Origin of the sequence: Pantoea phytostimulans (genome assembly GCF_046118715.1) — a bacterium.
GTDB lineage: Bacteria > Pseudomonadota > Gammaproteobacteria > Enterobacterales > Enterobacteriaceae > Pantoea > Pantoea phytostimulans.
The window spans coordinates 3461873-3486128 of sequence record NZ_CP173698.1 but is presented as its reverse complement, the minus strand read 5'-3'; the positions used below and the strand labels follow the sequence as shown (position 1 = coordinate 3486128).

Genomic DNA, 24256 nt, shown 5'->3' with positions numbered 1-24256 from the left:
GTTCCTATGTCGAAGGCAGCGTCGACTTTATGCTTTATCCCAGCCATACATCCATCGCTCACCGCCAGCAGGGTTAAACCGGCTTTTAGCCACCTGCTACACTCGAAAGAAAACTCAATCACAACAAGGCGAACCTTTACCATGTCGGAAAATACGTATCAGCCCGCGAAAGTCTGGACCTGGGATCCCGAAGCCAAAGGCAACGGCGCAAAAACTAACCGCCCTTTCGCTGGCCCTACGCACGAAAAAAGTCTGCCGGTTGGCAAACATCCGCTTCAGCTCTATTCACTGGGCACACCAAACGGCCAGAAAGTCACTATTCTGCTGGAAGAGCTGCTGGCGCTGAACGTCAATGACGCTGAATATGACGCGTGGTTGATTCGCATTGGCGAAGGCGATCAGTTCTCCAGCGGCTTTGTTGATGTTAACCCTAACTCAAAAATTCCCGCGCTCAGCGATCACTCGGCAACGCCACCGATCCGTGTGTTTGAATCGGGCAATATCCTGCTCTATTTGGCAGAAAAATTTGGTCACTTCCTGCCGAAAGATATCGCTAAGCGCACTGAAACGCTGAACTGGTTGTTCTGGCTACAAGGTTCTGCGCCCTATCTTGGCGGCGGCTTGGGTCACTTTTACCATTACGCGCCAGAAAAAATTGAATACGCCATCAACCGCTTCACGTTAGAAGCCAAGCGTCAGCTTGACGTGTTGGATCGCCAGCTTGCCGAGAACCGCTATCTTGCCGGTGACGATTACACTATCGCCGACATCGCCACCTGGCCTTGGTACGGCAATCTTGTGCTTAACGATCTGTACGGTGCTGCTGAATATTTGGATCTTCAATCCTATAAAAACGTGCAGCGTTGGGCGAAAGAGATTGCGCAACGTCCTGCGGTGATTCGTGGCCGCAAAGTGAACCGCGTGATGGGTGAACCTGCCGATCAGCTGCATGAGCGTCATGATGCTGCCGATTTTGATACCAACACCGAAGATAAAAAAGCTTAAGGAGAATTCTGTTGAGCGCTTACGTTGTATTTATTCGTGATGAAACCCTGAATGACGCCGAAATGGCAACCTACGCCGAGAAAGCGGGCAAAGCTCGCGGCGATCATCCCATTAATGCCCTCGCCTTTTACGGCGCGCTGGAAACGCTGGAAGGCCCGGAAGCAGAAGGCGTGGTGGTACTGGAGTTTCCCAGTGTGGAAGCGGCTCACGCATGGTATGACAGCCCGGAATATCAGGCGGCTAAAGAGCATCGCCTGAAAGGTGCCCACTATCGTGTGGTGCTGGTTCAGGGCGTAGAAAAATAAAAAAGGACGCCGCAGCGTCCTTGTCATCAGGCGGCAGCGATGCCGCCTTTTTTATTTCAGTGCGATACGCGCCACGCTGTCAGGACCTTTGGTGCTGTGGTCCTTGTTAAACTCTTGCTTCACAGTAACGTAAAGCGTCTGTCCATCCGGCGACACGAACAGGCTGTTTGGATGGCTGTCGAATGACCAGCTGTTTTTCACCGCGTAAGTGGTGGCATCCAGTTGCAGCACTTTCTTCGATTCACGCTGGCTGATATAGATCTCATTGCGCTTAGCGTTGAATTTAATGCCCAACGAATCACCCAGATCCAGGCGCTTGATCACTTTGCCGCTGCGCTCATCAAACACCAGTGTGTTCTTCGCTTTAGAGTTGTCCGTCACGAACAGACGGCCGGTAGCCGGATCTTCTGCCATGTTCAGGAACAGATACTCTTTGCCATCGCCTGCGGTCAGGCGTTTTTCAATTTTGTGGCTGCGCGGATTGATCACCAGGATTTCGCCGCCGCCGTTCGCTGCGTAAATACGATCAGTAACGGATGAGTAGATGATACCAGTGACCCATTTGCCGGCATTTTTGATGCGGGTTTTCAGCTTCATGGTTTTGGCATCAACTACCCAAATCACACCCGGATCGCCTACCCCGCCGATATAGAGCTGGCCTTCGTGCCAGAAGATTTCACGCGCGCCAAACGGGAAGCCCTTGTCGTTTCTCTCGCTGAACATCAGACGCTTCAGCACTTTGCCGTTTTCTGGATCGATTTTAGAGATGCCACCATCCAGCGAGTTGGTCGCGTACAATGCGCTGCCGTCTGGATCGATCAACATGCCGAAGTTTTTCAGATCGGTATGCGCTTCGCCGGTGGTTTTCAGCGTAGTTGCATCCAGACGATAAATCATGCCGCCGCTGACATCTTTGAAGCCCTGCGCGCTGGCAACGTAAAGCGCGTTTTTCGCTGGCAGATAGGCCATTTCATACAAACCATCGCCCAGCTCGCGCTGTGTCAGGTTGGTATCGGCTGGTGCTTGTGCGGCTGCTACTACCGGTTCTTCGGCTTTTTTCGCAGGCGTCTGGCAAGCAGTCAGGCTAAAAGTCGCGGCAACGGCCAGCGCGAGCGCGGCTTTATGCGAGCTGAACAAAGATTTCATTCTTAACTCCATCAATGGACGAACGGCTCCCGTCAGGCCGCAGCGCGGCGGGAAATATAAAAAGAATGAGAATCATACGCATTAGTAAAAAATATGTAAACGCAACGCGTTAGCCTTACGTGCCTGATCTACCCGGCTTTTCCACAGCGGAACAGCAAAATCACGCACTTGCGAATCCGCATGCGCAGTAGTCAGCGAGAGTGCACAGCAAGGGTCAATATCACGGATGCAGATAAGCAGAAAAATATCGGCGAGGGTTAAAAGGTGAGGAATGATGCGTGGGATAGATACAGCGGGTCACAGGTTATTATGACCCTGTCCAGTGCGTTGTTTAACGTCGCTTACCGCGATCAACAGAGGCTGACCAACTGAAATCGTTGACTTCACTGGCTGCCATTGAAGAGGGTTTCTTTCTGCGGGCCGGTTTTTTGGCGGTGCGTTCGGCTTTCTCTTTTTCGCGTGCCAGCTTAGCGGTCATCACCACTTCGCGTGCTTCTGCGCTGAGCTCTTTCTCTTTTTTGCTGTCCGGCTCTTTGCCTGACTTAGCGCGATATTTTTGCATCAGCGCCTGCAATGCTTCGTCAACTTCAACACGTTCCGCTGTGTTGAACTGATCGATAGAAATCATTTTCTTGTCGTTCATAAGATCCACTCCGTTATGATGCGTGCTCCCAGTGTAGAGGAAAGCGCCACTATTAACGGCTTAATTCGTCGCAGAACACTAAAAAGCTGCAAGCTATGATTACCAACAATCCACTACGTAGAACGTGAGGCGATCGCACCATTGCGCCAGCACCTCATCTAACAGGATGATTCTGCGCCTCCTGCTGTTGTACCTGAAGATCCGCTGTTAGCCTGAGCTGCATAAAATCCACAAATGCATGAATACGCGCCGGAAGCTGGCGCTGCGCCTGCCAGACAGCAAAAATATCGCCATCGGGCGCGTGCCATTCAGGTAGCACATGCAGCAAGTCACCGCGATGGATGCTGTGTTGCGCATCCCACCATGAACGCAGCAAAATCCCATGACCATCCAGCGCCATGCGCATCGCCACTTCGCCATCATTGGTGATCAAGCTTCCGCGTACTTTTTGATTCAGGCTCTGTTCACCCGAGATAAAACGCCACAAGGCAAAATCACTCTCATACTGACGCAGCAAGATGCAGTTGTGTTGGGCGAGTTCACTAATCGATTGCGGTAAACCCTGTTTTTGGGCGTAAGCGGGTGAGCAGCACAACACGCGCGGATTGGTATGCAGTTTACGCGCCACCAGCCGCGAATCGGGCGGTTCGCCGACGCGAATATCCACATCCACCTGCGCATCCAAAAAGTTAAGCGGCTGGCTACTCAGTTGCAGCGACAGTGACAGCTGCGGATGCAGGGTAGCAAATGCCGAGACGCAAGGCGCAACGTAGCGACGTCCAAAGCCGAAAGAGGCGTTGATGTTGAGCGTGCCGCGTAACTGTTCGGTTTCGCCGCTTACTGCTTCTTCCAGCGCCATGAGTTGATCTAACAGCGGACGCGCACCGTCGAAATAACGCCTGCCTTCCACTGTCAGCTCCAGCCGCCGCGTGGTGCGACGCAATAACTGCACGCCTAGCCGTTGTTCAAGCAGGCTAAGACGTTTGCTGACTGCCGCCAGCGATAAACCCAATTCGCGTGCCGCTGCCGTCAAACTGCCCAAACTGGCAATACGAATAAAAAAGGCTAAATCGTCGGTCGATGTACGGGATTCTCTACTTTGATTCAACATTGGCTTAATTTTCAGGCTAATTATTTCCTCAAGATGCACAGTTATACTGTGGCTATAACTCAAACAGCAAATCCAAAGGTACCCTATGTCAGACAAAATCCATCGTATTGCGGTTATTCCCGGAGACGGCATCGGTAAAGAGGTGATGCCAGAAGGCATTCGCGTTATGAACGCGGCGGCAGAGAAATTTAATATTCCGCTGCGCTGGGAATGGTTTGACTACGCCAGCGCCGAGTATTGGCAGCAGCACGGAAAAATGTTGCCGGATGACTGGTTTCCGCATCTCAAAACCTTTGATGCCATCTACTTTGGCGCAGTGGGTTGGCCGGACGTTGTTCCCGATCACGTGTCGTTGTGGGGTTCGCTGTTGCAGTTCCGCCGGGAATTTGATCAATACGTTAACCTGCGTCCTGTGCGCCTGATGCCCGGAGTGAAAGCGCCGTTGGCGAATCGCGAACCGGGTGATATCGACTTTTATGTAGTACGTGAAAATACCGAAGGCGAATATTCCAGCGTAGGCGGCACCATGTTCCCTGGTACCGATCGCGAAGTGGTGATTCAGGAAACGGTGATGACGCGGGTCGGCGTCGATCGCATTCTGAAATTTGCTTACGAACTGGCACAGCGTCGTCCGAAGAAGCATCTCACTTCCGCCACCAAATCGAACGGTATTGCGATCACCATGCCCTATTGGGACAGCCGCGTTGAAGCAATGAGCGAGCATTACCCTGAAGTCAACGTCGACAAGTATCACATCGATATTTTGACCGCTAACTTTGTGCTGCATCCTGACTGGTTTGATGTGGTGGTTGCCAGCAACCTGTTTGGCGACATCCTGTCAGATCTTGGTCCCGCCTGCACCGGCACCATTGGCATTGCGCCTTCCGCCAATATCAACCCTGAAGGCAAATTTCCCAGCCTGTTCGAGCCGGTTCATGGTTCTGCCCCTGACATTGCCGGCAAAGGCGTTGCCAACCCGATTGGACAGATTTGGTGTGGCGCAATGATGCTGGAACACCTTGGCTATAAAGAGGCGGGCGACGCCGTGCTCAACGCGATTGAGCGTACGCTGGCTGCGGGGAAAAACCTGACACGCGACCTTGGTGGCAGCGCCAGCACCGAAGAACTGGGTGCAGCTATCGCCGCCGCGCTCTAAGCTGCTCTGTCACGGTTATTCCGTTAACACCCGCACGCTATCGGGATGCCAGCCTGGCGGTAACGGTGAAGGCCGTTCAATCGCCAGGTTATGCAACTGAAGATTCTCTACACCACGCGCATACAGTCCCGGTAAACCGCCGGGATAACGCTCTACGCCAAATGCTTCACCGGTCTCTGGGTTGAGCTTGTAGGCGTTATCCAGTCCCATGCCTGTCGGTGAATCGGGGTTACAGGGTGGACGCACGTCATAATAGCCTTGCTCAACCTGCGCCACGGTTTGCCTTAACTGAACCTGGGTAATCAACACATCACGGATCCAACCCGGCTGCGCGGCGTGCAGATTGATCGCACCTTCAGCGACGCCGCTGACGTTAGCAAATTGCAGTTGCTCAACGATCCCGGGTTGAATCAGGGGATCGCGCGAGCGCACCGAAACAAACAGCGGATCTGCTTTGCCCCAGTGACACGGCGGTGCGTAATGGCAAGCAAAAGTGAGATTGCTGAACAGCAGACGTCGCATCGCGCCGCCGTCACGCGACAAAATACCAATGCCGCGATTCGAGTCAAAAATAGTGCAGCCGGTCACGGTGACATCTTCAATATCATCCCAGGTTTCGGTGCCAATTTTGAAAGCGCAACTGTAGGAGCGCAGCAAACAGTTCGTGATCATGATTTGCCGCGCGGGACGACGCAGCGATGCCGGTTTGTGGGTAGTTTTAATGCAGATTGCGTCATCGGCTGCGCTTAAATAACTGTTGCTGACGAAGACGGCTTCACAGCTGTCGATATCCAGCGCATCAGTATTTGGCATGGTCATGCTGTTATCGATGGTTAAGTGATCGATATGTACGTGGCGGCAGCTGACTAAATGCACGGTCCACATCGGTGCCTGTACAATGCTGAACGCCTCGAGCGTGACCTGCTCACAGGCTTCAAACACGATAATGCGCGGACGATCGGCTAAGGGCAGACGATAGCCCTGATCGTCGCGTTCCGCAGCAAACCAGGCTTCACCATCACCATCAATGCAGCCTTTGCCACTGATAGTGATGTTGCGGCGGTTCAGCGCGTAGAGCAACACGTTATGTGACTTCTCAGCGCTGCTTTGTGCTTGAATGCCTTGATAATCTGCAACGTCGCGGCTGGCGATTAACACCGCGCCCGCCTCTAAATGCAGCTCGAAATTTGAGGGTAAGGTTAGCGTGCCGCTGCGATAGCGACCTGGTGGAATCGTCAGGCATCCACCGCCAGCGGCCATAACGTGATCGATAGCGCGTTGCAGCACTGCGGTATCGAGGGTTTCACCATCAGCGGCGGGATGAAAATCTGCCAAAGAAAGGGGCATCGTGCGTCTCCCGAAAGGTTAAGGAAGAGGAATTGCAACACGCTTCGGCGCAGCGCACCTTTGTCTGGTCGCCACCGCACCGATTTGGGTGACTTAATGGCTGTTTTGTGCGATGTCTCGCAAATTACTTCACCGCGCCCTCGGTCACGCCGCTGATAAATTTGCGCTGGAAGATCAGGAATACCGCCACCAACGGCAAAATCACAATCATCGCGCCCGCCATCAGCACGGGAATATCGATGGTGTTTTTGTTCTGAAAGAACATCATGCCGATCGGCAGCGTACGCAACTCATCTTTGTTGACCAGAATCAGCGGGATGAGGAACTCATTCCACGTCCAGATAAACAGCAGCAGCGCCAGCGTCGACAGCGTTGGCCAAATGGCCGGCACCAGAATGCCCCACAGAATTTTCACTCGCGATGCACCATCCATAACCGCAGCTTCAACCAGCTCCTTCGGTACCTGCTGAAAGGCGCTGGCAATCATCAACGTGGTAAAGGGCAGCGACAGCGCGATTTGCGGCAGGATCAGCGCCAGATAGGTATTGGTTAGCCCCATCCAACGCAGCTCATGATAGAGCGGAATAATAAAGGCTTCACTCGGCAGCACCATGCCCAACGCCAGCATTGCAGCGATCAGTTTTTTGCCGGGGATTTTTAGCCAGGCAAAACCAAATCCAGCCAAAATGCCCAGCAGAATGCTGCACAGCACGACCGGGATCACCACCAGCACCGAGTTAAAAAAGTAGATGTTAAAATGGCCTTGCTGCCAGGCGGTGACATAATTTTTGAAGTTGATGGAAGCGGGCAGCGTGAACACGCCCTGAAACAGTTCCATCTGCGTTTTGAATGAGGTCATTAATGCCATGATAAAAGGCAGAATGGTCATCAGCGCCACAATCCAGATCAGCGTGCGGGAGATTACCGGTGTGCTGCGCATCAGTAACGCTCCTTTAAAGCCAGATGAATAAGGTAGTTAATGATCAACACAATCATCATGCTAAACACGGCCACCGATGAGGCGTAACCGAAATAGTGCAGATCGAAACCCTGCTTATACATAAAGATATTGGTGACCATGGTTGACGTTCCCGGCCCGCCTTGCGTCATAACATAAACCAGATCGAAGGCTTTTAGGCTGGCGATCACGGTCAACAGCAGTGCAATACGCAGCTCAGGACGTAGGCCTGGCAAGGTGATGCGCATGAATTTTTGCCGACGGGATGATCCATCTAAATCGGCCGCTTCCAACAATGAGGGATCCATACGCTGCAAGCCCGCCATAAACAGCACCAGACAAAAACCAAAGAAATACCAGGTAGCGACCATGCCAACGGCGGGCAGCGCCCAGGTAAAATCACCCAACCACGAGAGGGCTAATTGTGGCAAGCCTATGGCGCGTAACACCTGATCGATGGGGCCAAAAGCCGGATTGTAGAGCCAGCGCCACACCACGCCCAACACCGCCATCGGCATGATATAAGGCAGGAAAAACAGGATACGCAGCACGCTGCGCTCTTTGTTATTGCGGGTGTCGTAGAGAAAGCTGCACAGCAACAAGCCAATGCTGATGGGCAGCAGCGTGTAAAACAGCATTAATACCGCATTGTTGCCCAACGCCACCCAAAATATCGGATCGCTGAACATGCGCATATAGTTGCTGATACCGGTAAAAATCGGCAGCGACGTGCCATCCCATTCGGTAAAACTCACACCCAACGACGCCAGCAGCGGTAATAACAAAAACACCGCATAAACCAGCACCGCCGGCAGAAAATAGAGAAAATTACGCCAACCGCTTTGATTCAACATAACCGTACTCGTGGTCAGAATAACGATCTGGCCCGACGCAGAGCCGGGCCGCTCAGCTTACTTTTTCAGAGTTTGCAGGTAACGCTGATAGTTGTTATCGAAATTGTTCACCATCTGATCGGCAGTTTGACGCCCGCCCAGCAGCAGTTGCACATTCTGATTCAACTCGGCGTTCATGGTTGGCGTAGCCCAGTCCACGTAATGCCCTAAACCATCATGGGCGTTAAGCGTTAACCAAACCTGATAAGCTTCAGCCAACAGCGCATTATCCGCTGGCATTTTGGCCTCTTTGTTGGTGCTGGCGGGCAGGAAGCCCACGCTTAACCAGCGGTTTGCCATGGTGTCTGAAACCATGTAATCGATGAATTTCGCGGCCGCATCTTGCTGCTCTTTGCTTTTAGCCGTGCTGGTAACAGAGAAAGCTAAATCGGTGCCGCCCACCATTAAGGCATGCTGCACGCCCTCGCCCGCTGGCATGGCAGCAAAATGAATATCTTTGTTGTCTTTAAACTGGCCGAGATACCAGGTCCCGCTGATCAGAAAAGCTGACTGTCCATTTTGGAACAGCGTAGCGGCATCATCATGACCAATGCCTTGAAAACCCGGGAAAAGATAGCCTTTCTCATTCCAGCTTTTCATCATATTGGCGGCTTTGACCAGCTTGTCATCTTTAAAGGTGCCGCCCACGTCGTAGATAAGATCATCCAGTTTTTTACGATCGCTGCTTTCAATTTGCGCCTGCCAAATCGTGCTGAGCAGCTGCTGACCCATGTTGCCATCCAGCAAGCCCAGCATCATCGGTGGAACGCCCTGCTCTTTAAGCTTCGCCATCGCGCTTTCCAGCTCAGGCAACGTTTTTGGCACTGCAATGCCCGCTTTATCCAGCAGCGCTTTGTTGTAATAGAGGCCGACCATTTCACCGAGGCTCGCCACGCCATACAGTTTGCCGCTGCCGAAGTCGCCGCTGTCGGACCAACGGTTACGTTTGAGAATGGAATCGGGGAAGCGCGTGGTCCAGCCGTCGCTGCTGGCATAGCTGTCGAGTGGCACCAGCAGTTTATCTTTCACCAGCGAACCCATATCGCCACCGCCTTGATTGACCTGCGCGATCTGCGGGCCGTCTCCGGCCGTTAATGCCAGCTTGAGCGGGATGCGCGTATCTTCAAACGAGTGAACCGAGCGATTGATCACAATGCCAGGATTCTGCTGCGAAAACGCTTTAATGCCCTGATCCACCGCTTCGGTCTGCTGCGGATAGTTGTAGATATCCCATTCATTCAGGGTGACGGCGGGTGCAGCATATGAAACGCTGCTCACCAGCAGGCCCGCCGCTATCAGGCGCGACAGCGCACGCACATTACGGATTCGGAACGAACGAACTGAGGAACTAGACATAATGCTCGGTTTCTCCATCACAGAACGGGCATCCCTTCATTTCACCGTCTGCCAATCCCGCAGACTGAAGCCGCACAGAAATTGCACTCCCACATACTTACTTTAATAAAAAAATAAAGTCAAACAGACGATACGGAGATACGTTGAGTTGTGAACTTGCGCAAATAAACACCATCACGTCGCCCTTACACGTCGTGTGTACTGTTTAACGGCAACACAACCGATGAAAAAGCAACCATCCGCGTCAATTATCAGCATCTTATCTCGTACTTATCACATCAAAATAACCCCATGATAAAACATATGAAAATCCTATCACGCTCACATTTCCGACGTTTAATCGCGCCTTAAATGCGCCACAGACGGCGCAGCATGGGCGTGTCAGCGATCACAGATGTACTCGCCGTTGCGCTATAAACATTGCTTCCGGCCCCACTCCTGTGCGACAAGGTAATTATTCCATCTTGAAAACTAAGTCAGCTTTCATTAACGTAAAAACTGTTCATCTCCTGACCAACGAGAAACGATGATGGCGAATCAACCTGTTATTCGTCCGGCAACCCCAGCGGACTTCCCGGCGCTTTACCGCATCTGCCTGCAAACAGCGAATGCGGGAACCGATGCCAGCGCGCTTTATGCCGATCCTGAGTACCCTGGCCAGCGCTTTGCAGTGCCTTATGCACGCTTCGCGCCTGACTTTGCTTTTGTATTAGAGAGTGAAAGTGAAGTGATGGGCTATGTGGTGGCTGCGCCAGACACACGCGCTTTTGAAGCGCAGTTAGCGGCTGAATGGTGGCCGGTCTTGCAGCAAAAATACCAGCATCGCCAGCCGGTTGCGGCATTCGATAGCAAAATACTCGACAGCATTAACCATCCCGACGCAGCTGCCGAACAACTGGTAAAACACTGGCCCGCGCATCTGCATATCAACCTGTTACCGCCGGTGCAAAAAGGCGGCTGGGGACGCAAATTAATCGAGCATGAACTGGCGGCGCTGCGCGCTGCGGGCGTCAACGGCGTGCATCTTGGCGTGAGCCTGCAAAATGAGCAGGTTTGCGCTTTCTATCAGCGCCTGGGGTTCAGTCACATCGTGCGCAACAACGCCATTTATATGGGCCAGTTACTCTGAGTGAGGTAGTTCATGACCAGCCTGCGCTTGCAGAATGTTAAAAAGTCGTATGAGCACGTTAACGTCATTCATGGCATCGATCTCACGATCAACAGCGGCGAATTTGTGGTCTTTGTCGGCCCTTCAGGCTGTGGTAAATCTACCTTGCTCCGTATGATCGCCGGGTTAGAAGAGATCAGCAGCGGGCAGTTATTGATTGAAGAAAAAGAGATGACGCACCAGCCTGCCACCGAACGCGGAATTGCGATGGTGTTCCAGTCTTACGCGCTCTACCCGAATATGACAGTGCGCGGTAACCTGGCCTATCCGCTTGAGGTGATGAAAAAGCCGAAAGCGGAGATCGCCAAAGCGATTGAACAGACGGCGGCGCGTCTGCATCTGACCGAATTACTTGATCGTCTGCCGCGCGCCTTATCGGGCGGGCAGCGACAGCGTGTGGCTATTGGCCGCGCCATCATTCGTCATCCACGCATCTTCCTGTTTGATGAGCCGCTCTCCAATCTGGATGCTGAGCTACGTTTGCAAATGCGTATTGAAATTGCGCGACTGCATACCTCGCTGGGCAACACCATGATTTACGTGACGCACGATCAGCTGGAAGCGATGACGCTGGCGGATCGCATCGTAGTGCTGCGTCAGGGACGCATTGAGCAAGTCGGCGCACCGCTGACGCTGTACAAAGATCCCGACAACCTGTTTGTCGCCGGGTTTATTGGCTCGCCAAGAATGAACTTTCTGGCGGCTGAAATCAGTGCGGTAGGTGATGGTGAAGTGCAGTTACGCGTGCCGGAGCTGAATATCAGCGATTTGGTGCTAAAAATTACGGCGCCGTGTCGTGAAGGGCAGCAGCTCAAGCTGGGTATTCGTCCCGAACACTTTCAGCCCGTTGAACAAACCGCACCAGCATTGCAGTTTGAAAGCGAGTTGTCCTTTAGCGAGCTGCTCGGCCACACCAACTATCTCTACCTCGATATTGGTCGCGAGCAGATGTTAGTGGTGGAAGAGCGAGAAACGCATCAGCGTGAACTGGGTGCACGGGTGCGGCTGGGCATTTCAGCAGCGCATTGCCTGCTGTTTGATGAACAAGGCCAGCGTCTGCGTTAAACCGCAGCTTGAAAACATGACGTAAAAAGGGCGCCGGGGCGCCCTTTTACCTTCTGAGATTCAGGTGACGGGCTCTTCATCAGCCTCGGCAGCCAGCAGATCAAGCAGCTTATTGATGGCGAAGCCTGCCGCACCCAGCGCCCACATGCGATTTGATTCGGTAAGGAACTGCAATGGCGTCATCTGCGGCGTCAACTTTAAGCGATAGGCCTGAAAACTTTGGGTGATGTGATCAAGCAGAATACGTGATGCCATGTGCGGCTCCATCGCCAGATAAACCACGTCAGGATCGTAAGCCACAGAGAGGTTTGCCAGCGAAATACCCAGTTCGCGCCCCGCTTCTTCTAGCGCCGCTAAAACATCAGGCGTAGGCCGTAGATCTAATGCCTGTAACGTCAGCGCCTCGTCCTGTTCGTCGCGGGCCACACGCTGCAAAATGGCTTTAGATGAGGCAACCTCCTCCAGCAGACGCATCGAGCCATCCCCAAGCAGCGCATTACCAATCTCACCCGCTTTGCCGTGGCGTCCGCGATAAAGCTGACGATTCAAGACAATCCCCGCACCAATCCCTTTGCCATAAGTCGCGATAATCGCGGATTGTGCCGTGCCCAGCTGACCAAACACCAGCGCCGCCATCGCCATCGCGTTAGCGTCGTTTTCAATGAAAACCGGCAGAGAAAAACGCTCTTCTAAAAGCCGTGCGATGGGAACGTTATCCCAGTCCAACACTTTGGAGCGAATACAGAAGCCGTTTTCGGCATCCACCAGCCCCGATAACGCCAGGCCAATGGCTCCAACGCGTTTCCCTTCTACACTGCGCAGGAATTTTGCCAGCGCATCACCGAGTTGGCGTGGCGTCATAGCACCCGACGGCATTTGCTGTTCACCCAGCAGATTGCCGTTGAGGTCGGTCGTAACGATCAGGTTGCGTTCGGCGTTGAGCTGAATTCCAATCACGCTGGCGCGATCGGGATTAAGACCCAGCAGAGTTTTAGGGCGGCCCATGGAGACGCGGCGTAAACCCAGCTCCTGCACCACTTCCTGAGCCAGTAAGCGATTAGTGGCTTGTGATACCGTTGACATGCTGAGTCCGCTGCGCACTTTCAGATCGGATTGACTAATGGGAGCATTTTCAACAATCAGACGCAGGATGCGTGCGGTAACGTTCGGCGCGGTCATAAATCCCTTATGTTATCGATTAACGCGTTGAGCCAGGGTTATAGCACCCGCTAGCGCATCGCATTGCGGGGCCACCAACAGCGCCTGAATGTCTTCAGCAAGCCAGGTTTGAATCGGATCGGCGAGTCCGCCCATCAGCGCTAAGCGCCCGGCGCTCAAGGTGGTTAGGCGGCGCACCATCAAGCCGATATCGTCAGCGGTCTGTTGCAATAACGAACGCGCATGCGCATCACCCGCGTCAGCCGCTGCGAAGACAGGCGGCACAACGCGAGCCCAGTCAGCGGGAACAGCATTACGCGTCCACAGCAGCATGGTTTCCGGGCTGCGATCAAACTGCGCCATCAGGCTGTCGGTAAAATCGGTTTTTGGAATAATGTCTTCGTGGGCCAGCAGCGCCAGTCGCAACGCACGGCGTCCTAACTCGGCACCAGAACCTTGATCGGAAAGCGCAAAACCCCAGCCGCCAAGCAGTGTGAAGTGTTCACCATCCCAGGCGGCGCCCTGGCTGCCGGTGCCGATGATAAATACCGCACCCGGCTCTCCCGCGTGTGCACCCGCACAGGCAATTTCTACATCACTTACTACCTGCAACGCGGCACACGGCGGTTGCCAACTCGCTAGCCGTGCTTTAACCGACGCGACATTCGCACCCGCCAGGCCTGCGACAACGGTGGTTTGTGTCAGCGCCTGCGAAGGTAATCCAGCTTGAGCAATAACCTGGGCAATAAGCTGTTCGGCGCTTTTCAACGCCGCATCATAATCTGACCAAACGTTGGCGGGGCCGCCAATGGCTTCTGCTAACACCGTGCCGTTCGAGGTGAGTCGTGCACGGCATCGTGTACCGCCGCCATCAATGCCAAGGAGATAGTGTGATTGCACGCGCTTCCTCCCGCCTCCACCGTTTTTAGGGTTGTTTCATTAATGACCGAACGATAGGGGAAAAAAACTTAAATCGCAATAACAAATAAATATGGCAAAGAAAAAATACAGATTAATCATTATAAAACAGTATATTATCAAAAATCACCCTTGTACCGCTCGCAGCAAGTTATTGACATTAGTTTTTCTATCGTAATAAGTTGATGGTCAGATTATCAGCAGCTGCGGTGATTCAGCGGCGAGCTTCCACTCTTCAATGTTCAAGAATTTTCCGTCAGGGGTTTAACATGAAAGTAGGCATTATCGGTCTTGGCTTTCGCTTGTCCCATGTAGTGAAAGAGTTCAATAAAGCCGATTCATCATTTTCGGTTGTCGGCTACTGCGATCCAGCCCCCGCCGGGCTACCCAATCTGCACAGTTTTGGCATCGATCCTGGTAAAGCATTTGATTCTATTGAAGCGCTATTGCAGCACGGCGGTTTTGATCTGCTGTTAGTGGGTTCGCCCAATTTCCTCCACCTTGAGCATGTCGGCAAAGCGCTGGCTGCCGGTTTTACCGTGTTTACCGAAAAGCCTGTGGTAATCAATGAAGAACAGACCATGGCGATGGCGAAGCTGGTTAATCAGTATGGCGAGAATAAAATTTTGGTCGGTTTGGTGCTGCGCTATTCGCCGCTGTATCACGATTTGCTGGCGGCGCGCGATGACCGTCGATTAGGTGAAATTACCTCCATTGAAGCGACCGAGCATATCAAGCCTTATCACGGTGCGTTTTTCCAGCGCGACTGGCGTCGTCTGGAGAAATACGCCGGCCCGTATATCCTGGAAAAGTGCTGTCACGATATCGATCTCTACCAAGGCCTCATGGGTGAACGCCCGGTACGCGTAGCCAGCTTTGGTGGACGCAAATCGTTTACGCCGCAACACGCCCCACAAGGTGCGGTGACTGCAGATTCAGAGGTTTATCACGTGAAACCCAGCGGTTGGTCCAGCACCGATGCCGTGTTTGATAGCGATGCCGATATCGTCGATTACCAAACGGCGATCATTGAGTATGCCAGCGGCGCAACGCTGGCTTTTCACGCCAACCTCAACGTTCCGGACGAGTTTCGTCGGTTCTGCGTAATGGGAACGGATGGCATGGCGGAAGGCGACTTTGTACGTAACTATTTCCGCGTACACAATGCCCGAACCGGCGAAAAGGAAGTGGATACCGCTTACAGCGGCAATGCCTACGACGGACACTACGGTGCCGACGCCTTAATGGCTGAAGAGATTGTGAAACACATTAAACAGGGAACGCCACTGAAAGTTTCGGTGGTGGACGCGCTGGAAGCGGGACTCACCGCCATTAAAATCGATGAGGCCCGCAAAACCCGCAGCGTAGTGGATATGACAACAAGCTGGAATACTTTTGACGCCAACCTGGGAAAATAGGCGGCATGTTTTGCCACCCCTGACGCACGCTTTTCTCCGCGCACGTCAGGCTGCAGTTACTGGAATCTCACTCAACCGGCCTTAAGGCCGGTTTTTCATAGCACCGTTTCATTTTCCAGCTTTTGTCGTTTACGCAAATGTGGGAATAACTTCATCCACAATGCCACCACAATCAGCGTACCGATGCCGCCAATCGCAGCGGCGGGCGCAGCACCCAACCAGGCGGCCAATAAGCCCGACTCAAACTCACCCAGCTGGTTAGAGGTGTTAATAAAGATAGCGTTGACGGCGTTGACTCGGCCGCGCATATCGTCTGGCGTATCAAGTTGCACCAGCGATCCGCGAATCACCATGCTGACCATATCGAAGCCGCCGAGCGCCGCTAATGCAATCAACGACAACCAGAGCTGGCTCGAGAGCGCAAATACCAACGTCGCCACGCCGAAACCCGCCACCGATCCAAACATAATCATGCCGACGTTCTTTTCCAGCTTGTTACGGCTCAGCCATAAACCGACTAATAGTGCACCGATGGAAGGCGCACCGCGCAACATGCCTAATCCCCAAGGTCCGGTATGCAGGATATCTTTGGCAAAAATCGGCAGTAGCGCAGTGGCACCGCCCAACAGCACGGCAAACAGATCGAGCGAAATCACACCCAATACATCTTTGCGCTCACGGATAAAGTGAATACCGGCAAACAGGTTTTTCATGTTCATCGGCAGCCGAACTTGCGGTGGACGCTCGTAGCGCAAACGGCTCACCAGAATCAATGAGATTAGATAAAACAAGCCTGAGACGCCATACACCACATCGGGACCCGCAACGTAAAGCAAGCCGCCCAAAGTCGGCCCGACGATGACCGCTGCCTGGCCGCCAACCGCATTAGACGCCATGGCACGCGCTAACATCGACGGTGGCACCAGCGCTGGCAGCATGGATGACATAGCCGGCCACTCCAGAGCTTTCGCTACCGAAATCATAAAGACTAATCCCCACAATGCGGTTTTATCCGCCCAGTGGAACAGCGTTAGCATCACCAGCGCCGCTAATGCCGCGAACTCAATCAGCTGACCACAGAGCACAATTCGGCGGCGATCAAACTGATCGGCTAAATGTCCGGCAGGCAAGGCCAATAATACCGAGGGCAAAAACTGCATGAGTCCAATCATGCCCAACGCTAACGCGCTGTTGGTGAGCGCGTAAATCTGCCAGCTGATCGCCACCGAAAACATCTGAAAACCAAACGACGAGCAGGTTCGAGCCAGCCAGAAAGCCACAAACGCGCGATGTCGCAGCAGCGAATCTTCCGCTGCCGATGCCATAAATCCCATTTTTCCATCCCATTTTTAAGTGGCCTAAAACGGCCTGTCCCGCGTCGTTGCACGGTGTTCTGTGTGGCGCAGCCGCACCTTGTCATGCTTTTACTCAGCTTTAGGGTGCGTGAAAATAGCTTGCCAGGCAACGGCATCCCGTGCGAACGATCGTTGACGTTCATTCACTTACGCGATGTTATTTTGATAATTCAATTAACGTCCTACTTGTTCCGCTTGTTGAATATATTTGTCGTAATTATTGGAAGCCAAGCGGTAATTTCCCGGTTTAATACCAGATATAAATTAAATAACGCAATAAAAAGGGTGATTTGACTTACAAAATTGTTTTATATTTAGCCGCGTTTTTAACGTAAAAATGTTTATATCAATAATTAATATCCAATTAATTTTTATAATTTTTTAATAGAGATAATGGAAAACAGTTTATACAATCCTTATGTTACTGAACAAATTCATCACGTGAATAGTAATGTCGCTGGCATTTGCTATAGCGTGCCTTATCTCCATTCAACCCGTTCAACCCAGGACAATCCAAACATACTTAATACGCGCAACATAATTTCATTACATAACCAACTCGCTAATGAAGCAACATTAATGATTATCCCGTTTGAAGAAATTAGATTACAGGGAATGATTAAGGTGCCTCAGGCTTATTCTCATTTGAAAAACAGCCGCGTTAGGCTTGGTATCAATTATTCCAGTTTAAAAGCGCATTACGCGGCACTGCTTGAATTATCAAACGATTTTAGTTTCTGGCTCTATGACTTTGCACCGCCTGGCGCAGACTGGCGCGTGATGGATTCTTTTCCCCTCTCTGGCATTGTGCTGAATGAAAGTTTCTTTAATGAAAATTATCAAAAATTCACCTTTCCTTTTTTTATGGCGTCATTTCGTGAAAGAGACGCTGAGGTGATTGTCCGCAGTCATGAACCGCGATTATCGGCTGAACAATTGGCGGCGTTGAATATGAGTGGTTGGCAGCAACAGCGCTCTGAAGGTGAACTGCTGGAGATATAACGCTAAATATGGCCTCGTTGTCTTAAGGGCGCATACTCGCGCCCTTACCTCGCATATAACCCCATAAAATGTCGCATTATTCATTACGTTAAGAGCATTAAGCTAAAAAAATCAAACCTCTTAACGATTTTGCTATAACATTTACTTCACAGGGATCTAAAGACTTATTGGAAGAGTCAGATAAGAACACCTTTTCCATCAGTATCTTATAACTGAAAACAGCTTATACGGTTGTTTTCTCATGTTTATGGCAACGAAACGAGGTCGATATTATGGGGAAAAACTCCTCATCTTTTGGCGTAATTCGTCTCCTGACAGTGCTGTTCGCAGTGCTGACGGGTGCGTTTATGTTGATTGGCGGTATTTGGTTAGCCGCCATTGGTGGTTCCTGGTATTACATCATCGGCGGTGCAGCGATGCTGCTTACCGCTTTCCTGATTTGGCGTCGCAACAGTGCCGCGCTGATCGTTTACGCTTTGCTGCTGCTCGCCACATTGGTGTGGGGTGTCTGGGAAGTCGGCACTGACTTCTGGGCGCTGGCACCGCGTACCGACGTATTGGTGATCTTCGGCATTTGGCTGATTCTGCCGTTTGTTTATCGCGGCTTTAACAGCGTCGGCAAAGGTGCGTTAGGCGCAATGGGCGTGGCGTTGGTTGCCAGCGTTCTGGTTCTCGCCTATGCCGTCTTCAACGATCCGCAGGTTATTGAGGGTTCAGTGCCGGCGACTGCCGACAATGCTCCTCAAGCCCAGCCGCTGAGCAACATCGCTGACGCTGACTGGCCAGCTTATGCCCGCGACCAGCAGGGTACGCGTTTTTCTCCGCTGAAGCAGATCAACAATCAAAACGTTAAAGAGCTGCAGGTTGCCTGGCAGTTCCAGACCGGCGATTTGAAAACCGCGAACGATCCGGGTGAAATCACCGATGAAGTCACGCCGATTAAAATCCGCGACACGCTTTATCTCTGTTCCCCGCATCAGATTCTGTTTGCGCTGGATGCAACAACCGGTAAGCAAAAATGGAAATTTGATCCCGGCTTGAAGCCGAACCCAACATTCCAGCATATTACCTGTCGTGGCGTCTCTTACCATGAAGTTCCGGCCGCAGCGGATGCAGCAAACAGCCAGCCTGCGCTGTGCTCGCGTCGTGTCTATCTGCCAGTGAACGATGGTCGTCTGTTTGCGTTGGACGCAGAAACCGGTGAGCGTTGCCCAGCATTCGGCAATAACGGCGAGCTGGATCTGCAGCACAAGCAGCCGGTTACTACGCCGGGCCAGTATGAGCCTACTTCTCCGCCAGTCATCACCGATACCACTATCGTGATGGCAGGTGCCGTAACAGATAACTACTCTACCCGTGAACCTTCAGGTGTTATTCGTGGCTTTGATGTGAACACCGGTAAACTGTTGTGGGTGTTTGATCCAGGCGCGAAAGATCCTAACGCGATTCCGGCTGATGAACACACCTTCACCATGAACTCGCCGAACTCGTGGGCCCCTGCGGTTTACGATCCAAAACTGGATACCGTTTACCTGCCGATGGGCGTTACCACGCCAGATATCTGGGGCGGTAATCGCACGCCAGAGCAGGAGCGTTACGCGAGCAGCGTGCTGGCTCTGAACGCCACTACCGGTAAACTGGTATGGTCGTATCAGACTGTTCACCACGATTTGTGGGATATGGACTTGCCTTCACAGCCAACGCTGGCTGATATCACCGACAAAGATGGCAACACCGTTCCGGTGATTTATGCTCCGGCTAAAACCGGTAACATCTTCGTGTTGGATCGTCGTACGGGTAAGCCAGTGGTTCCTGCGCCAGAAACGCCGGTTCCACAGGGTGCCGCCAAAGGCGATCATGTCTCTGCCACGCAACCGCACTCTGAACTGACCTTCCGTCCTAAACAGAATCTGACAGACAAGGACATGTGGGGCGCGACGATGTATGACCAGCTGGTGTGCCGCGTGATCTTCAAGCGTCTGCGCTATGAAGGTCCGTTCACGCCGCCGTCAGAGCAAGGTACGTTGGTGTTTCCAGGTAACCTCGGCATGTTCGAATGGGGCGGTATTGCGGTCGATCCACATCGTCAGATCGCGATAGCTAACCCAATGGCGCTGCCGTTTGTGTCGAAGCTGATCCCGCGTGGTCCCGGCAACCCAATTGAGCCACCGAAAGGTGCTGAAGGCGGTTCCGGTACAGAAACCGGTATTCAGCCACAGTACGGCGTGCCTTACGGCGTTGAGCTGAATCCGTTCCTTTCTCCGTTCGGTCTGCCGTGTAAGCAACCAGCATGGGGTTACGTTTCTGCTGTTGACCTGAAAACCAACGACGTAGTGTGGAAAAAACGTATCGGTACCGTCCGCGACAGCGCACCGGTTCCATTACCGTTCAAAATGGGCATGCCAATGTTAGGCGGCCCAATCACTACCGCCGGTAAAGTCTTCTTCATTGGTGCAACCGCAGATAACTATCTGCGCGCTTTCAGCACCGATACCGGTGAAATGTTGTGGCAGGCACGTCTGCCAGCAGGCGGCCAGGCAACGCCGATGACCTATGAAGTAAATGGCAAGCAGTATGTTGTCATTGCTGCTGGTGGCCACGGTTCGTTTGGTACCAAGCTGGGTGATTATGTGATTGCCTATGCATTGCCAGACAGCAAGTAATACGCGTTAAGCGAATCACACAAGGCGGACTTCGGTCCGCCTTTTTTTATGGCTAATGCTTTCCGCATGCGGCAGCGCCTCCTTTCCCAAATATGGCAGCGTCTCCTTCCCCAAATACGGCAGCGTCTCCTTCCCCAAATACGGCAGCGTCTCCTTCCCCCGCTTCGCGGGGGAAGGCCGGAATGGGGGACAGCGAGCTCTGAGCGAACGCCAACCCCATTAACCCCGGCTACGCCGCCAGTTCAGCCAGCCACACATTGCCATCACTACACAGGTGGCTAAAAATACCGGCCTCATTCCAAAAGCGCCGCCGACAAATCCACCAAACAGTGGCCCGCTGACCTGGCCGATATACTGCGCCGAAGTCGAATAGCCCAGCATCCGTCCGACCTGCGTTTCCGGCACGTTATGGCGAATAATCGCGGTGATGCAGGGCATTAATCCGCCCAGCGCCATTCCCATCAGGAATCGCAAAACCACTAATTGCCATGCCGCCGTGATAAATGCCTGCGGGATTAATAACAGCGCACACACCAGCAAACCTGCGGTTAATATACGCCAGTGGCCAATACGATCCGCCAGTTTACCCAGCCTCGGTGCAGAGAGAATGCTGCCCAACGCGGCGGCAGACATTACCAAGCCCGCCATGAATGTCACTGCCTGATCACCCTGCACAAACTGACCGATATAAAGAGTAATAATCGGTTCAATCGACATATTGGCGAAAATCAGCAGCATGCCCGAAAGCCACATTAACCGCACCAGCGAACGATTCACAGGCTGTTCCGCTTCGTGCTCTGTCGTGCTGGTTTTTTCTCTCGTTTTTGGTTTAGGGACTTCTTTTAATAAAAAGGTCGTCGCCAGGAAAGCGAGGAAAATCACCGCACCGGTCAGCCAGAAAGTTTGTCGAATGCCAATCAACGGCGGCAGCGCACCGCCCAGCAACGGGCCAACGACGTTACCGGCCATAATCCCTGAAGCCAATATTCCCAATGCCCAGCCGGTCTGCGATTTGGGGGTTTGCGAGGCCACTAAGATGGTCGAGCCAGAGGCATAACCGCCTAATAATCCCGCCAGTAAACGTAGCGCAACCAGTTGCCACGGCGCGGTTGCCATACCAATCAGCGACATCGCCACCGCCATGCCGAGGCTGGCGCGGATCAGCATCAGTTTTCGTCCGTAGCGATCGGCCAGTTTTCCCCAGAGCGGCGCGGTCAGGGCAGCTGTAAAAAACGTGGCGCCATAAGCGATGCCTGACCAACGAGCAATTGCAGCCGGTTCACTTACGCCTAATTGCTGAACATAAAGCGGCAAGAACGGCAACAGCAGTGTCATCGCCACAATGGTGCTGAACGATCCCAATACGCAAACCCATAAGTTGCGCCGCCAGTATTGAAACTCCACAACTGCACTCTGTTCCATAGCAAATTCCCGATAATGATCAGGGAGTCAGGCTACCAATGGTGCATATCAAACAACAGTCGCGGCGTGATATTTACTCTGTAGCCCTTTCTGTTGCTACTGAACAACAATCACGCCGATGCTAATGCGTTAATTAACGTGTCGCAGAGTAAGCTGATGGGCGAAGTCGGCTGTTCGGCATCGCGTAATAGCAGATAGCTTTGCAGACGATCCATTTGCCATTCCGGCAATAGCTGCTGAATTTCTCCCCGCGCCACTGCTTCCTGCGCCATATAGGAAGGCAGATAAGCAATACCGCTACCGGCGAGTGCGGCGTTTAATAGCGCCATGCTGTTGTTAGCACGAAAACGGCTGCGAACTTCCACCACCAGTCGCTGCTTATCTCGGCGAAACGGCAGTGCCGCCGTGTGCGCAGGGCCATGAAACATCAGCAAATCATGGCGTGGCAACATATCAGGATGGCTAATAGCAGGATGCTGCATCAGATAACCTGGCGCGGCGTACAATCCCCAATCGATATCGCTGAGGACGCGAAAATTGCCCTGCTGAGGTGCACGGGCGCGGATAACAATCGCCACATCGACCTGATCGCTGATTTCATCACTGTTGCGATCGGTTAAATCAAGATCAATATTGATATGCAGGTGGCGGCGAAGAAAGCGATTAAGCAGCGGCACAATACATTGGCAGCCATACGTTACCGGTGCTTGCAACCGCACATTGCCTGTAAGTTCCTGATGCATCTGCTGCACGAAGGCATCCGCACGATGCATCTCAGCTAGCATCCGCATGCAGAAAGGATAATAGGCCTGCCCCAGTTCAGTGAGCGCCATTTTGCGGGTGGTGCGTTGTAAAAGTTTGATACCAAGCCGCACTTCCAGCCGGGCAATTTCGCGACTGACGTGAGATTTAGATAATCCCAGTGCGCGTGCCGCCTCGGTGAAACTTTTTAACTCTACGACACGCGCAAACAACAGCATGGCGGTCAGGTTATCACTGTTATCCATTACTCATCCCTGGCTGATCTCTTTCGCATCATTTGAAATAAAAATATCATACGTTACGCTCAGGGCGTTAATTCGCGTTTATCGTGAGTTTATATTTAAATAAATGTCGTTTCACACGCTGAACTAACCAAGAAGGAAAATAAGAGAGTGGAGTCTTAAAGCGGTATTTTTTTGATCTGCTATCGGTAATTATGTCGATAAACCTGCCCAGAAACTAATAACGGACATTAGCGTATAAGGTTTAATTGAAGGCGATAAAAATGGCATTATCAATGCGGCAACAGGCGACGAAACCAGCAGAACCTCACCCGGTTAAAAATGCCAAAAAGTAGGCACAGCGGTGCTTAGGATGGTGCTATCTTCAGTGAAGCCTTCAACAGTGACTTCAACAGTGACTTCAACAGTAATGCCAATGCAGGAGCTCATTCAGAGGGAACCTGCAACCGAGCGAAAATATCCTCATCGCGGAAAAAAACAATAAAACTAACCAATGAGAAACAGCCTTTACTTTATTTTTTCATGCTCGCCGTTCTGTTATTTTCTCTTGCTCTGTCTAATACAAACGAATTTCATCTTGGCTGATATGTCTTACTCTCGTCAGTATCCCGCCTGTTTATTATTATTCGGGTGCATGCCGAATTCGTACACCTGCCAATACCATCATTTGGCCAAAGGCGATCATTCCGACGTTCTCGATCAACAGCGTTTGCAACGTATGCCATGGCAAGAACGTCGGAATTTTCAGCTTGCCATAGCCAGCGGGAATAAAAGACGATCGGGTTCGACGCGTCTTTGACGACGCAGTTGCCCTGGCGTCACCATAAAATAGTTTTTAAAGGTACGCGTATACGCCTGCTGCGTATCGAAACCATAACTCATCGCCACCTGTAAAATGGCTTCATTGCTACTGAGCAAGGTCAACGCAGACTCGGTTAAACGCCGCTGACGAATATATTCAGCCAGTGAGAAACCGGTGTGCTGCCGGAATAATCGTTGCAGGTGCCAACGGGAATAGCCGGAGCGACGTGCTACCTCGTCCAGATGCAAATCGTGTCCTAAATTGCCTTCAATCCACTCCAGCAAACTACGAATAAACTCGCGCTGATTCATGGGGTCCTCCTGATATCGCCTGATGTGCAGTGAACCCACTTTAACGCGTT

21 protein-coding genes are annotated in these 24256 nt (G+C 52.3%); 8 read left to right on the top strand and 13 right to left on the bottom strand.

The window, feature by feature from the left end:
- Nucleotides 1-141 precede the first annotated feature (141 nt).
- Nucleotides 142-1005, top strand: coding sequence for a glutathione-dependent disulfide-bond oxidoreductase (yghU, locus tag ACF2G4_RS16250; RefSeq protein ID WP_332626582.1), 864 nt, complete (start codon nucleotides 142-144; stop codon nucleotides 1003-1005).
- Between the two features lie 11 nt (nucleotides 1006-1016).
- Complete coding sequence (locus ACF2G4_RS16245) at nucleotides 1017-1310, top strand: DUF1330 domain-containing protein (protein ID WP_215847845.1); 294 nt, start codon at nucleotides 1017-1019, stop codon at nucleotides 1308-1310.
- Between the two features lie 51 nt (nucleotides 1311-1361).
- On the opposite strand, the gene ACF2G4_RS16240 is transcribed toward ACF2G4_RS16245, so the two are convergent.
- From ACF2G4_RS16240 to ACF2G4_RS16230, 3 genes are all read right to left on the bottom strand, one after another.
- On the bottom strand, nucleotides 1362-2456 hold the full coding sequence (locus ACF2G4_RS16240; RefSeq protein WP_332626581.1) for a YncE family protein: 1095 nt from the start codon (nucleotides 2454-2456) through the stop codon (nucleotides 1362-1364).
- 331 nt (nucleotides 2457-2787) lie between these two features.
- Nucleotides 2788-3099 (bottom strand): hypothetical protein, encoded by a 312-nt coding sequence (locus ACF2G4_RS16235; RefSeq protein WP_243078752.1) that lies wholly within the window; start codon nucleotides 3097-3099, stop codon nucleotides 2788-2790.
- 154 nt (nucleotides 3100-3253) lie between these two features.
- Nucleotides 3254-4210, bottom strand: a complete 957-nt coding sequence (locus tag ACF2G4_RS16230; RefSeq protein ID WP_409075153.1) for a LysR family transcriptional regulator — start codon at nucleotides 4208-4210, stop codon at nucleotides 3254-3256.
- Nucleotides 4211-4295: 85 nt separating this feature from the next.
- Between ACF2G4_RS16230 and ACF2G4_RS16225 the strand changes: the two genes are divergently transcribed.
- Nucleotides 4296-5366, top strand: coding sequence for a tartrate dehydrogenase (locus ACF2G4_RS16225; RefSeq protein WP_409075152.1), 1071 nt, complete (start codon nucleotides 4296-4298; stop codon nucleotides 5364-5366).
- A gap of 15 nt (nucleotides 5367-5381) precedes the next feature.
- On the opposite strand, the gene ACF2G4_RS16220 is transcribed toward ACF2G4_RS16225, so the two are convergent.
- From ACF2G4_RS16220 to ACF2G4_RS16205, 4 genes are all read right to left on the bottom strand, one after another.
- The gene (locus ACF2G4_RS16220; protein ID WP_409075151.1) at nucleotides 5382-6713 is read right to left on the bottom strand and encodes a glycoside hydrolase family 28 protein; all 1332 of its coding nucleotides are present in this window, start codon (nucleotides 6711-6713) and stop codon (nucleotides 5382-5384) included.
- A gap of 124 nt (nucleotides 6714-6837) precedes the next feature.
- Complete coding sequence (locus ACF2G4_RS16215) at nucleotides 6838-7653, bottom strand: carbohydrate ABC transporter permease (protein ID WP_215847847.1); 816 nt, start codon at nucleotides 7651-7653, stop codon at nucleotides 6838-6840.
- A complete protein-coding gene (locus tag ACF2G4_RS16210; RefSeq protein ID WP_215847848.1) occupies nucleotides 7653-8525 on the bottom strand; it encodes a carbohydrate ABC transporter permease in 873 nt (290 codons plus the stop codon). The genes ACF2G4_RS16215 and ACF2G4_RS16210 overlap by 1 nt, the downstream gene beginning before the upstream one ends.
- A 57-nt stretch (nucleotides 8526-8582) precedes the next feature.
- Nucleotides 8583-9920, bottom strand: coding sequence for an ABC transporter substrate-binding protein (locus ACF2G4_RS16205; RefSeq protein ID WP_243078757.1), 1338 nt, complete (start codon nucleotides 9918-9920; stop codon nucleotides 8583-8585).
- Between the two features lie 529 nt (nucleotides 9921-10449).
- Here ACF2G4_RS16205 and ACF2G4_RS16200 point away from each other — a divergent pair.
- Together ACF2G4_RS16200 and ACF2G4_RS16195 are read left to right on the top strand one after the other, a co-directional pair.
- Complete coding sequence (locus tag ACF2G4_RS16200; protein ID WP_332626770.1) at nucleotides 10450-11049, top strand: GNAT family N-acetyltransferase; 600 nt, start codon at nucleotides 10450-10452, stop codon at nucleotides 11047-11049.
- A 12-nt stretch (nucleotides 11050-11061) separates the two neighbouring features.
- Nucleotides 11062-12153 (top strand): sn-glycerol-3-phosphate ABC transporter ATP-binding protein UgpC, encoded by a 1092-nt coding sequence (locus ACF2G4_RS16195; RefSeq protein ID WP_332626567.1) that lies wholly within the window; start codon nucleotides 11062-11064, stop codon nucleotides 12151-12153.
- Nucleotides 12154-12213: 60 nt separating this feature from the next.
- Here ACF2G4_RS16195 and ACF2G4_RS16190 read toward each other — a convergent pair whose 3' ends face one another.
- On the bottom strand, nucleotides 12214-13332 hold the full coding sequence (locus ACF2G4_RS16190; protein ID WP_409075150.1) for an ROK family protein: 1119 nt from the start codon (nucleotides 13330-13332) through the stop codon (nucleotides 12214-12216).
- A 12-nt stretch (nucleotides 13333-13344) separates the two neighbouring features.
- Nucleotides 13345-14211, bottom strand: a complete 867-nt coding sequence (locus ACF2G4_RS16185; protein WP_409075149.1) for a BadF/BadG/BcrA/BcrD ATPase family protein — start codon at nucleotides 14209-14211, stop codon at nucleotides 13345-13347.
- Between the two features lie 287 nt (nucleotides 14212-14498).
- Between ACF2G4_RS16185 and ACF2G4_RS16180 the strand changes: the two genes are divergently transcribed.
- Nucleotides 14499-15647, top strand: a complete 1149-nt coding sequence (locus tag ACF2G4_RS16180; RefSeq protein ID WP_215847853.1) for a Gfo/Idh/MocA family protein — start codon at nucleotides 14499-14501, stop codon at nucleotides 15645-15647.
- Nucleotides 15648-15742: 95 nt separating this feature from the next.
- Here the strand turns inward: ACF2G4_RS16180 and ACF2G4_RS16175 are convergent, their stop codons facing one another.
- Nucleotides 15743-16981, bottom strand: coding sequence for an MFS transporter (locus tag ACF2G4_RS16175; RefSeq protein ID WP_332626562.1), 1239 nt, complete (start codon nucleotides 16979-16981; stop codon nucleotides 15743-15745).
- Nucleotides 16982-17395: 414 nt separating this feature from the next.
- Between ACF2G4_RS16175 and ACF2G4_RS16170 the strand changes: the two genes are divergently transcribed.
- A complete protein-coding gene (locus ACF2G4_RS16170; protein WP_409075148.1) occupies nucleotides 17396-18004 on the top strand; it encodes a hypothetical protein in 609 nt (202 codons plus the stop codon).
- Nucleotides 18005-18276: 272 nt separating this feature from the next.
- On the top strand, nucleotides 18277-20667 hold the full coding sequence (locus ACF2G4_RS16165; protein ID WP_409075147.1) for a glucose/quinate/shikimate family membrane-bound PQQ-dependent dehydrogenase: 2391 nt from the start codon (nucleotides 18277-18279) through the stop codon (nucleotides 20665-20667).
- Nucleotides 20668-20886: 219 nt separating this feature from the next.
- Here the strand turns inward: ACF2G4_RS16165 and ACF2G4_RS16160 are convergent, their stop codons facing one another.
- The 3 genes from ACF2G4_RS16160 to ACF2G4_RS16150 form a co-directional block, all read right to left on the bottom strand.
- Entirely contained in the window at nucleotides 20887-22089 is a 1203-nt protein-coding gene (locus tag ACF2G4_RS16160) for an MFS transporter (RefSeq protein WP_409075146.1), read from the bottom strand.
- 110 nt (nucleotides 22090-22199) lie between these two features.
- A complete protein-coding gene (locus tag ACF2G4_RS16155; RefSeq protein ID WP_409075145.1) occupies nucleotides 22200-23096 on the bottom strand; it encodes a LysR family transcriptional regulator in 897 nt (298 codons plus the stop codon).
- Between the two features lie 741 nt (nucleotides 23097-23837).
- On the bottom strand, nucleotides 23838-24206 hold the full coding sequence (locus ACF2G4_RS16150) for a helix-turn-helix domain-containing protein (RefSeq protein ID WP_215847859.1): 369 nt from the start codon (nucleotides 24204-24206) through the stop codon (nucleotides 23838-23840).
- Nucleotides 24207-24256 lie beyond the last annotated feature (50 nt).